Annotated in this window: 13 protein-coding genes; 10 read left to right on the top strand and 3 right to left on the bottom strand. The window is 63.6% G+C overall.

The features are described from left to right. Window positions 1–53 precede the first annotated feature (53 nt). Window positions 54–788: a HugZ family protein gene (locus tag OC450_RS31950; RefSeq protein ID WP_262049338.1), complete on the bottom strand. Its 735-nt coding sequence runs from the start codon at window positions 786–788 to the stop codon at window positions 54–56. Window positions 789–1,028: 240 nt separating this feature from the next. Here OC450_RS31950 and OC450_RS31945 point away from each other — a divergent pair, with 240 nt between their 5' ends. From OC450_RS31945 to OC450_RS31925, 5 genes are all read left to right on the top strand, one after another. Then, window positions 1,029–1,730: a response regulator transcription factor gene (locus OC450_RS31945; RefSeq protein WP_007597749.1), complete on the top strand. Its 702-nt coding sequence runs from the start codon at window positions 1,029–1,031 to the stop codon at window positions 1,728–1,730. A 116-nt stretch (window positions 1,731–1,846) separates the two neighbouring features. After that, window positions 1,847–3,646, top strand: a complete 1,800-nt coding sequence (locus tag OC450_RS31940; protein ID WP_211386274.1) for a sensor histidine kinase — start codon at window positions 1,847–1,849, stop codon at window positions 3,644–3,646. Next, window positions 3,643–4,167 (top strand): HPr kinase/phosphorylase, encoded by a 525-nt coding sequence (locus OC450_RS31935; RefSeq protein WP_211386273.1) that lies wholly within the window; start codon window positions 3,643–3,645, stop codon window positions 4,165–4,167. Before OC450_RS31940 ends, OC450_RS31935 begins: the two co-directional genes overlap by 4 nt. 133 nt (window positions 4,168–4,300) lie before the next feature. Then, window positions 4,301–4,702: a PTS sugar transporter subunit IIA gene (locus OC450_RS31930; RefSeq protein WP_007597752.1), complete on the top strand. Its 402-nt coding sequence runs from the start codon at window positions 4,301–4,303 to the stop codon at window positions 4,700–4,702. Next, window positions 4,699–5,016, top strand: coding sequence for an HPr family phosphocarrier protein (locus OC450_RS31925; RefSeq protein ID WP_211386272.1), 318 nt, complete (start codon window positions 4,699–4,701; stop codon window positions 5,014–5,016). Before OC450_RS31930 ends, OC450_RS31925 begins: the two co-directional genes overlap by 4 nt. Window positions 5,017–5,033: 17 nt before the next feature. Here OC450_RS31925 and OC450_RS31920 read toward each other — a convergent pair whose 3' ends face one another. Next, window positions 5,034–6,659, bottom strand: a complete 1,626-nt coding sequence (locus OC450_RS31920) for a glycosyltransferase family 39 protein (RefSeq protein WP_262049337.1) — start codon at window positions 6,657–6,659, stop codon at window positions 5,034–5,036. 114 nt (window positions 6,660–6,773) lie between these two features. Between OC450_RS31920 and lepA the strand changes: the two genes are divergently transcribed. The 3 genes from lepA (at window position 6,774) to OC450_RS31905 (ending at window position 10,433) form a co-directional block, all read left to right on the top strand. Further along, window positions 6,774–8,585, top strand: coding sequence for a translation elongation factor 4 (lepA, locus tag OC450_RS31915; protein ID WP_211386270.1), 1,812 nt, complete (start codon window positions 6,774–6,776; stop codon window positions 8,583–8,585). Window positions 8,586–8,769: 184 nt separating this feature from the next. Continuing rightward, entirely contained in the window at window positions 8,770–9,069 is a 300-nt protein-coding gene (locus OC450_RS31910; RefSeq protein WP_211386269.1) for an antibiotic biosynthesis monooxygenase family protein, read from the top strand. A gap of 143 nt (window positions 9,070–9,212) precedes the next feature. Further along, a complete protein-coding gene (locus OC450_RS31905; RefSeq protein ID WP_262049336.1) occupies window positions 9,213–10,433 on the top strand; it encodes an MFS transporter in 1,221 nt (406 codons plus the stop codon). Window positions 10,434–10,513: 80 nt separating this feature from the next. On the opposite strand, the gene OC450_RS31900 is transcribed toward OC450_RS31905, so the two are convergent. Continuing rightward, window positions 10,514–11,749, bottom strand: coding sequence for a sensor histidine kinase (locus tag OC450_RS31900; protein ID WP_262049335.1), 1,236 nt, complete (start codon window positions 11,747–11,749; stop codon window positions 10,514–10,516). 227 nt (window positions 11,750–11,976) lie between these two features. Between OC450_RS31900 and OC450_RS31895 the strand changes: the two genes are divergently transcribed. Then, window positions 11,977–12,171 carry a hypothetical protein gene (locus tag OC450_RS31895; protein WP_211386266.1) on the top strand — a complete coding sequence of 65 codons (195 nt, stop codon included), beginning with the start codon at window positions 11,977–11,979 and terminating at the stop codon, window positions 12,169–12,171. 218 nt (window positions 12,172–12,389) lie between these two features. After that, window positions 12,390–13,163, top strand: coding sequence for a Crp/Fnr family transcriptional regulator (locus OC450_RS31890; RefSeq protein WP_211386298.1), 774 nt, complete (start codon window positions 12,390–12,392; stop codon window positions 13,161–13,163). The last annotated feature ends 212 nt before the right edge of the window (window positions 13,164–13,375 follow it).

The following is a 13,375-nucleotide window of genomic DNA, read 5'->3' as shown; positions in this document are numbered from 1 at the left end:
CGAACCATTACGGATTTGGGTCGCGGCGATGGGCGGCAGCGTTCAAATTATCGCTAGCCTGTCTTGGCGCGCGCCTCGCCGGCGAGGCGGACCAGCATTTTGCGCAGCGCCGTGCCATCGGTCACCCGCTCCGGGAAGTCCAGCCGCAATGCGGTCTGGCCGTCCTGCATGTCGAGGCCTTCGGGGTCACACCCGGTGCAGCGCCAGTCGCCTTCGGCCGCGCCGAGCAGTTTTGTGGCATAGAGGCCCATGGCGTCGCGGTGATCGGCATTCATGTGCGCGACCGCCCCCTCCTCTGCCGCCAGCAGGTCCTCGGCGCCGATGAGGTCCGTGAGGAACTGCTCCGGCTTGAGATCGACGATGCGGCCGAAGCCGGCGACCAGATGGGTTCCCGTCGGCCGGATCCGGAAGAATGAGAAATCTTTAAAGGAAACAAAGGCTTCCGCCGACGGATGGGCACTGAGATACCGTCGCTGGAGCAGATCCTTGTCGGCATCGGCCTGCTCGGCGTGGCCGGACAGCATGATCCGGGCACCTTCAAGGGGATCGCCCGCCGCCCGTTCGTCCAGCATCAGGGAGACCCGGCTGTCGGCGAGGATGTTCCTGGTGTGCACGGCCAATCCCGAGATCAGCAGGATGGGCGAGCCGTCCGGATGGCTCGCCAGATTGACCAGGGAACAATAGGGATCACCACTGGCCACCATCAACGTTGCGAGAGCGCCCTGCCGCGACCGCCTGAGCAGCGATCTGGCGAGCTTTCCGGGGTCGAAATCGGGGGTTGGTTGCATCGGCTTTCTCGGGTCAGGTGGTTGCAAGGAGGGCCTTTTTTCGAGTAAACCGGGGCCCGGTTATGGGTCGAGATGCGGCGAATCTGCTGCCTTTCGTGGAACTTCGTCACACTTCAGCCCAGCTTGCATTGCTCGGTGACAAGGTTCGAAGGCCAATTCGGCACCCATGTATGCGGCGCATCAGTGGATTGCTCGCCGTTTCAAGCCACGACCCAAACGGAAAGCAGAAAGCAGAGGCTCATGCCCACAATCGCTTTGGTCGACGACGACCGCAACATTCTCACATCCGTCTCGATCGCGCTGGAGGCCGAAGGCTATCGCATCATGACCTACACCGACGGCGCCTCCGCGCTTGACGGTTTCCGCACCACCCAACCCGATCTCGCCATCCTCGACATCAAGATGCCGCGCATGGACGGCATGGAGACGCTGCGCCGTCTGCGGCAGAAATCCGACCTGCCGGTGATCTTCCTGACCTCCAAGGACGAAGAGATCGACGAGCTGTTCGGCCTCAAGATGGGCGCCGACGACTTCATCCGCAAACCGTTCTCGCAGCGCCTGCTGGTCGAACGCGTCAAGGCGGTGTTGCGCCGCTCGGCGCCGAAGGACCCGACCGTCACGCCGAAGGAGAACGACGCCAAGGCGCTCGACCGCGGCCTGCTGCGCATGGATCCAGAACGGCATACCTGCACCTGGAAGAACGAGCCGGTGACGCTGACCGTCACCGAATTCCTGATCCTGCAGGCGCTCGCGACCCGGCCCGGCGTGGTGAAGAGCCGCAACGCGCTGATGGACGCCGCCTATGACGACCAGGTCTATGTCGACGACCGCACCATCGACAGCCACATCAAGCGGCTGCGCAAGAAGTTCAAGGTGGTCGACAACGAGTTCGAGATGATCGAGACGCTCTACGGCGTCGGCTACCGCTTCAAGGAAGCCTGAGGCGCGACGCGCCTTCACGAACGTCGAGAGCGTCTCCGGTTCTCGTTCCATCGGGACCGGGATAGCTCTAGGATGCGGGGACCTTCGCACGAGCTGTCCTAACGCGGGCATGAGCATTGCTTGACCGAACGCAGCCTGACGAGAACCAGAACGCCGGGGATGTCGCATCCGACGGCGTTTCGGAGCACGTCGCCGAAGACAAGCCGCAAGGCTGGCGCCCACTGAACTGGCTGAAGCGCGCCGGGCAATTCTTCTTCGCGCTGTCTTTCTCGAGCCTTACGCGCCGTATCGTCTCGCTCAACCTCGCCGGCCTCGTCGCGCTGGTCGCGAGCATCCTTTATCTGTCGCAGTTCCGCGCCGGCCTGATCGACGCGCGCGCGCAGAGCCTCTTGGTGCAGGCCGAGATCATCGCCGGCGCGATCGCGGCCTCCGCGACGGTGCAGACCAACGCCATCACGATCGATCCCGACCGGCTGCTCGACCTCAAGCCGGGCGAGACCTATGGCGGGTCGGACGACTATTCGCCACTGGATTTTCCTATCAATCCGGAGCGCGTCGCGCCGGTCCTGCGCACGCTGATCTCGCCAACCAAGACGCGCGCCCGCATCTACGATCCGAACGGCAGCCTGCTGCTCGACAGCCGCAACCTCGAGAACGTGTTGCGGTTCCCGCTTCCACCCCTGTCCGCCGAGAAGCCCGGCGTGGTCGAGCGCGGCATGGTCGCGGTGCGCACCTGGCTGAACCGCGGCGACCTGCCGCTCTACCGCGAGCTCGGGCCCGAAAACGGCAATGGCTATGCTGAAGTGAGCGATGCGCTGCAGGGCCAGAAACGCTCGATGGTCCGCGTCAATGCGCGCGGCGAGGTGATCGTCTCGGTCGCGGTCCCCGTGCTGCGCTCGCGCGCCATCCACGGCGCGCTGATGCTGTCGACGCAGGGCGACGACATCGACCAGATGGTCACCGCCGAGCGCCTCGCCATCCTCAAAGTGGGCGGCGTCGCCGCCGCGGTCATGATCATGCTGTCGCTGTTGCTGGCCAGCACGATCGCGGGCCCCGTGCGCCGGCTGGCCGACAGCGCCGAGAGCGTCCGCCGCCGCATCAAGGCCCGCATAGAGATTCCCGACTTCACGCGCCGCCGCGACGAGATCGGGCATCTTTCCGGCGCGCTGCGCGACATGACCAGCGCGCTCTACAGCCGCATCGAGGCGATCGAGATGTTCGCCGCCGATGTGGCGCACGAATTGAAGAACCCGCTGACCTCGCTGCGCTCCGCGGTCGAGACGTTGCCGCTGGCGCGCAACGAGACCAGCCGCGCGCGCCTGCTCGAGGTGATCGAGCACGATGTCAAGCGGCTCGACCGGCTGATCTCGGACATCTCCGACGCCAGCCGTCTCGATGCCGAGTTGCAGCGTCAGGATGCGATCGCGGTCGACCTGCGCCGCCTGCTGACGACGCTCGTCTCCGTCGCCAATGAAACCAAGCTCGGCCATGATGTCGCGGTCGAGACGCGCTTCGAGGGCCGCAGCCCGACCGACGCCTTCGCCGTGACCGGCCACGATTCGCGGCTTGGGCAGGTGGTCTCGAACTTGCTCTCCAACGCACAGTCGTTCTCCGAGCCCGGCAGCAAGGTCCGCCTCACCTGCCGCCGCGTCCGCTCGGAGATCGAGATCGTCGTCGACGACGACGGACCCGGCATCCGCGACGACGCGCTGGAGCGCATCTTCGAGCGCTTCTACACCGACCGTCCACATCAGGGCTTTGGCCAGAATTCGGGCCTCGGGCTGTCGATCTCCAAGCAGATCGTCGACGCCCATGGCGGACGCATCTGGGCCGAGAACCGCGCCGGCCCGGCGGACGAGGACGGAGCGCCTACCGTCGTCGGCGCGCGCTTCGTGGTGAGGCTGCCGGCGCTATGAGCGACGGCGGCCCCAGCGTTCATGCCTCCGCGGTCAGGGTCGGGACTTTGGCGGTGCTGATCCGCGGGCCCTCCGGCTCCGGCAAGTCGCGCCTTGCCTTCGATTTGATCATGGCGGGACGCACCGGCGTGGTCGAAAGGGCCGTTCTGGTCGGTGATGACCGTGTCCATCTGGCGACAGTCGGCCGCGAAATTGAAGTCCGCCCCGCACCGATACTGGCCGGCCTGATCGAGATCCGGGGACTGGGAATCCGCAGCTGCGACTTCGTGGAGCATGCGACCGTCGGCCTCGTGGTCGATCTGGACGCGGCGGACGCGGAGCGGCTGCCGCCGGCCGAATCCCTGAAAACAAGCATTTTAGGTGTCGAAATACCGCGAATCCCGGTCGGCCGCGACTATTCGCCCCTCCCACTGGTTGTTGCGGCCTTGACCACTACCAAGAGTTCATCTTCGGTTAACCCCTCAGGCGATTGTTTGAAGGGAAATGGTAACCATATGAACCCCACTATCGCGACCGAATAGATCGGCGCAGCTCCCCTCATCCATCCGTCTAGATTCAGGGAGATACGCAACATCCCCTCTTGCGCAGGGGCTCTGGATGGTCAAAGTGGCGCGTTCGTGCGGTGCACCAAAAGCGCCCGCGAGGAGTTTTCCGATGATAGGTCTAGTACTTGTGACCCACGGGCGCCTTGCCGACGAATTCAAGGCAGCGCTTGAGCATGTCATGGGCCCACAAAAGCAAATCGAAGCGATCACGATCGGCGCCGAAGATGATTCCGATCTGTGCCGAAGCGACATCATCGAGGCGGTCAACCGCGTCGATTCCGGCGACGGCGTCGCGATCCTCACCGACATGTTCGGCGGCACGCCATCCAACCTGGCAATATCCTGCATGAGCCGGCCGAAGGTCGAAGTCCTCGCGGGCATCAACCTTCCCATGCTCGTGAAGCTTGCCAAGGTGCGCGAGGAGCGTCCGCTGCCCGACGCGATCGCAATGGCGCAGGAAGCGGGCCGTAAATACGTCACCATCGCCAGCCGCGTGCTCGCCGGCAAATGAGCGAGGAGGCGCCGCAAGCCGGGACGGGCGTGCCCGCGGGCGCGATCTCCAAAGAGCTCCTCATCATCAACAAGCGCGGCCTTCATGCCCGCGCCTCGGCGAAGTTCGTCCAGATGGTCGAGCGCTTCAATGCGCAGATCTGGGTGACGCGCGGCGGCGAGACCGTCGGCGGCACCTCGATCATGGGCCTGATGATGCTCGCGGCCGGTCCCGGCACGACGATCACGGTCGCGGCTGCGGGCGATGATGCTGACGCTGCGCTCGCGGCGATCACCGAGCTCATTGAAAGCAAGTTCAACGAGGAAGGGATTTAGCGCTTCGCAGCGCTCGCTCACTTCCCCGGCGCAGCGATGTAGATGTTCCAGCTCATCGACGGGCCGGGCCTGCCGTGGGTGAAGCGGCGCGTCGTCATCACGATGCGCTCGGCGTTCGGTGCGACCTCGGCCACCCATTTCTCGAACGCAGGCAAACGGCCGTCGGTCGGATCGAACACGCCGATGAAGCCGTATCGCTTGACGTCCTCGCGCGAGGTCAGTCCGGAATCCCAGGCTTCGATCGGCACCAGCGCGGCCGGATGATCCGGGCTGTAGAACACCATCGGCTGGATCGATTCCATGGTGCCGGCGACGACCGCCCAGCGCGAGGCAAAACGCGCGTGCCAGACCTGCGTCAGTTCGCGCGCCAGCTCCGAGCGCGCGCCATAGGTCGCCGTGTTGCCGGCATTGGCCGCCATCTCGCGCGCGGCGATCCAGGGCGAGGCCATGAGCGTCGCGACGCTGAGCACGAGCCAGATCGCCGCGATGTTGAACAGGGCCGCACTCTGCACCCGCAACGCGGGGATCGCGACCAGCACCAAAGGCACTAGGAAGAACAGCGAGATGCCCCAATCCGTCTTCATGTAGATGCTGAAGATCAGCGCACCGAGCGGCGGTCCGACCGCGACGATGATCTGGATCATCCAGACGTTCAGCGCCTGCGAAACATTGACGCCCGGATTGGGACCACGCGCCCAGGCGCGCGTGACGAGGCGCAAGGGGGCGCGCGTGAGCAGCGGCAGCCAATGCGGCACCAGCGCCATTGCGAGCGCGGCCAGCGCCACCGGCAGCGCCAGCAGCGCAACATTATGCAGGACATAGCCGGTCACGAGTTCATGCACCTGGCCGCTGTCCTCGAGGCTGTAGGTATCGCCCGCATAGGTCAGCGGCATGAAATGCGCCTGCGCCAGCCAGACGACGTGCGGGATCATCGCAACGATCATCGTCGCGATCGCCGCCCACGGCGCCGGCGACAGCAGGAATCTCATCCGCTCCGGATGGATCAGCGCGGCGAGGCCGATGGCGCCGATCATGGTCAGCACCCAATATTTGGTCATCAGCGCCAGCGCGCCGGCAAGGCCAAGCAGGATTCCGGACTGCCAGCTCCGCTTCTCGAACGCGTTGAGATAAGCGAGCACGACGAGCGGCAGCGTGACCAGCTGGAGCAGGTCGGGGTTGTATTTGAAACCCTTGAAATTGAAGATCGGGTAGAGCGCGATCATCACCACGACCAGGAACGCGCGCCGTGCGTCCACCACGCGCAAGGCAACCAGCCAGCAGATCACCATGCCGACGCCGACGGTCGCCATCGCCAGCGCATAGGTCGCCCAGTCCGTCGCCGGGAATGCCATGAACCAGACCCCGGCCACCCAGCCCGACAGCGGCGGATGCTTGCCATAGCCGAGCAGGAATTTCTGGCCCCAGCCCCAGGCTTCTGCGACGTCCATGTGAACGTCCTGCGCCGCCTTCAGATTGATCAGGATGAAGGTCCAGAGCACCGCATGCAGGATGGCGAACTGGATCACCAGCCACAGGCGGGCCTCCGGGCGGGTCGCGCAGGCGACCAGCCAGGCCCGGAAGCGGCCAAAGCTCACCCGGGTTTTCGCGCGCGCCCTGGCGGACGGGATTGAGGTCGTGGACATCAGGCGTTGCGTAGCGCGTTTTGGACCCGCGTGGAATCAGCTTGGCGTGAAGAAAGCCCCTGAAAATACAGCAATATGGTTGCCGCACGGGGATGTGAGTGGTATCCCGCGCCCATGACGACCGTCCCCATTTCCAACATCCGCAATTTCTCCATCGTCGCCCATATCGACCATGGCAAATCGACGCTGGCCGACCGCCTGATCCAGATGACCGGTGGGCTCACCGACCGCGAAATGGCCGGCAAGGAGCAGGTGCTCGATTCCATGGACATCGAGCGCGAGCGCGGCATCACCATCAAGGCGCAGACGGTGCGGCTCGCCTACCACGCCAAGGACGGCAAGGACTACATCTTCAACCTGATGGACACGCCCGGCCATGTCGACTTCGCCTACGAAGTCTCGCGGTCGCTGGCGGCCTGCGAGGGTTCCCTGCTGGTGGTCGACGCCAGCCAGGGCGTCGAAGCGCAGACGCTCGCCAACGTCTACCACGCGCTCGACGCGGGTCATGAGATCGTTCCGGTCCTGAACAAGGTCGACCTTCCTGCGGCCGAACCCGAGAAGGTGAAGCAGCAGATCGAGGACGTCATCGGCATCGACGCGTCAGACGCCGTGATGATCTCGGCCAAGACCGGCCTCGGCGTTCCCGACGTGCTCGAAGCCATCGTCACCCGCCTGCCGCCGCCGAAGGGCGATCGCGACGCGACGCTGAAGGCGCTGCTGGTCGACAGCTGGTACGACGTCTATCTCGGCGTCGTCGTGCTGATCCGCGTCGTCGACGGCGTCATGAAGAAGGGCAGCCGGGTCCGCATGATGGGCACGGGCGCGGCCTATGACATCGAGCGCGTGGGTTTCTTCACGCCGAAGATGACCCAGGTCGACGAGCTCGGTCCCGGCGAGATCGGCTTCATTACCGCCGCAATCAAGGAAGTCGCCGACACCCGCGTCGGCGACACCATCACCGACGACAGGAAGCCTGTCACCGAGATGCTGCCGGGCTTCAAGCCGGCCATCCCCGTGGTGTTCTGCGGCCTGTTCCCTGCCGACGCCGATGACTTCGAGACCTTGCGCGCGGCGATGGGCAAGCTGCGCCTGAACGATGCCAGCTTCTCCTACGAGATGGAGACGTCGGCCGCACTCGGCTTCGGCTTCCGCTGCGGCTTCCTCGGGCTGCTGCATCTGGAGATCATCCAGGAACGTCTGTCGCGCGAGTTCGATCTCAACCTGATCGCGACCGCGCCCAGCGTGATCTACAAGATGAGCCTGACCGACGGTCAGGAAATTTCGATTCACAACCCCGTCGACATGCCCGACGTGGTCAAGATCGCGGAGATCCAGGAGCCCTGGATCGAGGCGACGATCCTCACCCCCGACGAATATCTCGGCAGCGTACTGAAGCTGTGCCAGGACCGCCGCGGCGTGCAGAAAGAGCTGACCTATGTCGGCTCCCGCGCCATGGTGAAATACGATCTGCCGCTCAACGAAGTGGTGTTCGACTTCTACGACCGCCTGAAATCGGTCTCCAAGGGCTACGCCTCGTTCGACTATCATCTGACCGACTACAAGCCGGCGGATCTAGTCAAGATGCAGATCCTGGTCAACAACGAGCCGGTCGACGCGCTCTCGATGCTGGTGCATCGGACCCGCGCCGAAGGCCGCGGCCGCGCCATGGTCGAGAAGATGAAGGACCTGATCCCGCCGCACATGTTCCAGATCCCGATCCAGGCGGCGATCGGCGGCAAGGTGATCGCACGCGAAACCGTCCGCGCGCTGCGCAAGGACGTCACCGCAAAGTGCTACGGCGGCGACATCACACGTAAGCGCAAACTTCTGGAGAAGCAGAAGGAAGGCAAGAAGAAAATGCGGCAGTTCGGCAAGGTCGACATCCCGCAGGAAGCCTTCATTGCCGCGCTGAAGGTGGATAGCTGAGGCATCACCGCGAGCCTCGCTCCGGCCGCGCAGGCCTCGGCTCGAACAAGAAATGCGAAAACAACCCCATGCACAGTAGCGAGGGGCTTGTCCGCATTACGTTTTTCGATTTTACGAAATCGCACTTGAAGCGTCGGGCAAAACACTGGCATAGTGGCATCATGGCAGCGGTCGGCAGGCGGCGATGAAAACCACCCCAGTCACGCTCGTGCTCATCCCCCGAATCCCCGCAGAGGGTGTCGCGGACTTTCGCGCCTACGAGGATGCGGTTCTGCCGCTCTTGCCCGAGTTCAACGGATATCTGGAGCGGCGGCTTCGAAATCTCGACGGCACCATCGAGATGCATATCGTCAGCTTCGCATCCGATGCGGACTTTCAAAGCTATCGGAATGATCCTCGGCGTGCGGCGCACGCCGGGCTGCTGGAAAAATCATCCGCGAAGCTGGAGCTGCTTCCGATGGCGGACGCTCCCAAGAGCGACTGAGATCTTGCAGTGCCGCAGCATGCCGCACGGGTTCTAAATGCCGCGACGCGCAACCCCGCCGCCGGCAGCCTTGCCCTCTGCCGGCAGATGGGTCACCATCCCCGCGCGCACCATCAACAATACAAAAAGCGCTGAGGAAACGCATGAGCAAGCCATCAGGCTTCGACTATGGCTGGGTCGTTGTCGCCGCGGGCGCGCTGATGACCTGTGTCGGCTTCGGCACCATGCTGTCGCTTGCGGTCTTCCTGCAGCCGATCTCGGAATCGATGGGCTGGTCGCGCGCCGGCGTGTCCGCGGCGGCGACGCTGGATTTCCTCTGCATGGGCATTGCCGCGTTCTTCTGGGGCACGCTGTCGGACCGGTACGGCACCCGCATCGTGGTCCTTGCTGGAAGTATTTTGCTGGGCCTTGGTCTCGTGGCCGCGAGCCAGGCGGCAAGCTTGTGGCAGTTCCAGCTTTTCTTTGGCACGCTGATAGGGATTGCCGCCGGCAGCTTCTACGCGCCGATGATGGCGCTCGCGAGCGCGTGGATCGAGAAGAACCGCAGTCTCGCAGTGGCACTTGTCTCCGCCGGCATGGGCGTGTCGCCGGTGACGATCGCCCCAACCGCAAGCTGGCTGATCACGGCCTATGACTGGCGCACCGCGATGCTGGTGATCGGCGTCGCCGCATGGGCGCTGCTGATCCCGGCCTGCTTCCTGGTGCGTCCGGCGCCCGCCACGGCCGGCCCCGCAACTGCGGACACGGCACCGGACGTCGAGTTGACCGCGGCGCAGGCGCTGCGCACGCCGCAGTTCATCACGCTCGCGGCGGCGCATTTCGCCTGCTGCGCCGCGCATTCCGGCCCGATCTTCCACATGGTGTCCTATGCGATGGTGTGCGGCATCGCTCCGCTCACGGCGGTGACGGTCTACAGCGTCGCCGGCGTCGCCGGCCTCGGCGGGCGCCTGCTGCTGGGCGCTGCTGCCGACCGCATCGGCGCAAAACCGGTACTGGTCAGCGGCCTGTTCGTGCAGGCGATGTGCATCGCGACCTATCTCGCCGTGGCCCAGCTCGGGGAATTCTACGCGCTCTCGGTCGTCTTCGGCCTCGCCTATGGCGGGGTGATGCCGCTCTATGCGGTGCTGGTCCGCGAATTCTTCGGTGCACGCATCATGGGCACCGTGTTCGGCGCTGTGTCAGCCTTTGCCAGCCTCGGCATGGCGTTCGGGCCATGGGCCGGTGGACTCGTGTTCGACAATTTCCAGCGCTACACATGGCTGCACGCCGGCTCCTTCGCGATCGGACTTGCCGCCGTCGCTGTGGCGCTGAGCTTCCCGACCAAACGCGGGCAATCGCTCGACCTGGGCCGCGCCGCGGTCTGACGGGGCAAAACACCGGCATGATGTCATCATCGCGGGGCGTGACCGGTCGGTCGTTGCCGTATCTATCGAACCAACTGCAATCAGGCCTCTCCGGGCTGGCTCGGCATGAGTTGCTTTGGGCCGGTCAGGATAGGCAGATCGAGCAGGAAACGAGTCCCCTTTCGATCTCTTGAAAGCGTGAGGTGGCCCTGAAGCTGCTTCACCATGCCCGTGACCACCTTGAAACCCAGGCTTGCCCGCGGCTGATCGATATCGAACGCTTCCGGAAGGCCAACACCATGGTCGGAGACTTCGACGTGTAAATATCCATTTATGTCCCGGGCCGAGACTTCGATGTCGCCGCCTCCTTCCGGATAAGCGTATTTGACCGCGTTGGTGACCAGTTCGTTGATTAAAAGCCCCAGGGGAATTGCGTGATCGGCCGCGAGCAGCATTGGATCGGCGTGGCAGTGCAGCGTGTGCCTTTCGATGTTGCCCCGCAGCTTCTTGCAGAGTTCGGTCATGAAGTCCGCAAGTTCGACATAGCCGATGTGCGAACTGCGCCAAAGATGATCGTGCACCTCGGCTATGGTGGAGACCCGCAAGCTGGCATCTTCGAGCGCATTTTTGACGTCCTTGGATGGCGCGCTGCGCGCCTGGACTCGGAGCAGGCCCACGACTGACGTGAGGCTGTTCTTGACACGGTGGCTCATCTCCCGGGTCAGCAAAGCCTGGTGCTTGAGCGCCTCTTGAAGTCTGGCGTCGGCCTGCTGACGTTCGATTGCGATGCCGAGCAGGCCGGCAAAGCCGGCAAGAAAATTGGCGTCGTCCTGATTGAACTGGCCGGGATCCGCACTATCGACTTCGAGCACGCCGAAGAAGGCGTTACCTTCTCCGCCCTTTTCTATCAGTACGTTGATGGCGCGCCTGATGCCGTGGTCCGCCAACAGCCGGGGCGTGCGGAAGCGGGCATCTGATTCCAGTTGGTTCGAAATGACGGTCATTCCGGTCTGGTAGGCGTAGCCCGCCGGCGATCCAACGTCGGCGGCGAGTGAGACGGCATCGATGGTGCCCGGCGCCCAGCCGACCCCCGCGCGCACCATCAGACGCTTTTCATCCGGTTCATATTCCAGAACCTTGGCGAACGGAGACTGCAATCCGATTGCGCACAGTTCGGTGGCGCGTTGCAGGATTTCCCGGAAGTCGCGGGTCTGCATGGCGGTGCGACCGAATTCGCCGAGCAGCGACTGTTGCCGCAGCCGATAGCCAAGTTCGTCCCGGCTGAGCCGGGAAGGAGTTTCAATCGGCTCCGGGACCGATATGAAAACCTCATGCATAACGGATGCTCCGAACACGGTCGCGCCCGGCAATGAAGCCAGAAGCCCGCAATGCGCTCCGGTGGAACTGTGGCCGCTTTTCTTCGGAGAAGCTGAGCAAAATTGCTCACCTGCCGGGTTCCAATCGGTCCTTGCCCGTACGGCTTGGGCTCTGTGGTCTGGACCACCGACAACGGCAACATCGGCGTGCGACCACTCACCTCCGGTTTCGGAGGTCGATGCACACCATGCCTGATTCGGAAAACGATAGTAAATTGGAGCTTGAGTGCCTGCGCCTGGCTTCGGACCTCATGCAACTCGCCAAGGAAACACTCGACCCGGATTTGAAGGAACTTTGCCTGCGGATGGCGAAGCATTGGTCTGGCGAGGTGGATGAGCCAGCCACGGACGATACCGGGGTCGATGACGCTTCAGATCAATGACGAGCATCATCACGGCCTGTCGTCCTTGTCGTTGAGGATGAACCGGATGGTCGACCCATCTCAATCGAGCGCGGTGATCCAACACCGGCAAGTGAGCGCTTTTGCTCAGACTCACCCGCAGAATGAGTACAAAAGTGATGATCCCGATCCTACCCGCTCCCATCGACATGCCCGTTGTCCGGATTGCGCAGGAAGCGGAACCGGAACGACATGCTGTCATGGCGAAGGTGCAGACGGACCGTGATCTGCGGAGCAATCGGCTGCTGGGCGCGTTGGAGCCCGCCAGCCGCAGGCGGTTAGATCCTCATCTGGAACCCGTCGATTTCAAGCTTGGCGACATGGTCTGCGACGCGGGAGGCCTGCTCAAGCACGCCTATTTTCCCCGAGGCTCCGTGCTGTCGTTGTTGACCGTGCTGGAAAATGGCGCGGCGATCGAGACCGCGAATATCGGCCGCGAAGGCGCGTTCGGTCTGTTCGCCGCCATGTATAGTCGTGTCTCCTTCAACCGTTGCATCGTTCAACTCGAGGGGCATACGGTCCGCTGTCCCATCCAGCTGTTGCAGCATGAATTCAAGAGCAGCGAGCACGTGCGCGATCTGTTCGTGAGCTATTCGGAAACGCTGCTGTCGCAGGTCCAGCAGACCGTCGCATGCAACGCGATGCATTCGACGGAAGAGCGGATGTGCCGCTGGCTCCTGATGATGCACGACAGGGCCGAGGGAGAAGCTCTTCCCTACACCCACGAATTTCTATCTCAGATCCTCGGTGCCAACCGGAAATCCGTGACGCTTGCCGCGCAGTCGATGCAGGCCGCGGGTCTTATCAGCTATCGGCGGGGGACGATTCAGGTGCTGGATCGTCCAGGCCTGGAGAAGGCGTCGTGCGAATGCTACGCGATCGTGCAAGAACGCTTCGACGCGTTTCTCACGCCGCCGTCGACCGCGGTCCCGGGCCACAACAGAAGCCGAAGCGACCAGTACGAAAAGGACTGAGTATGCCTGCCCTGTTCGGCACGATGCATTCCGCATGGTCCCCATCAACAGCTATGCCCCCATTCGAAGTGTTTGCGAGCCCCGCGAGAATTTACTTCTCTCGAACGGCGATCGAGACCGGTCCGTGCCGACATGGTCGTGTCGTGAATGTCCAGAAAAAGCAAACCCGTCACACTGAAGAGCGAGCAAATTTGCGGTCATGAGGTCCAAGG

Origin of the sequence: Bradyrhizobium sp. Bra78 (genome assembly GCF_024519855.1) — a bacterium.
Classification (GTDB): domain Bacteria; phylum Pseudomonadota; class Alphaproteobacteria; order Rhizobiales; family Xanthobacteraceae; genus Bradyrhizobium; species Bradyrhizobium japonicum_G.
Note: the sequence above shows the minus strand (reverse complement) of the source record. Positions and strands in the feature narration are given on the sequence as shown.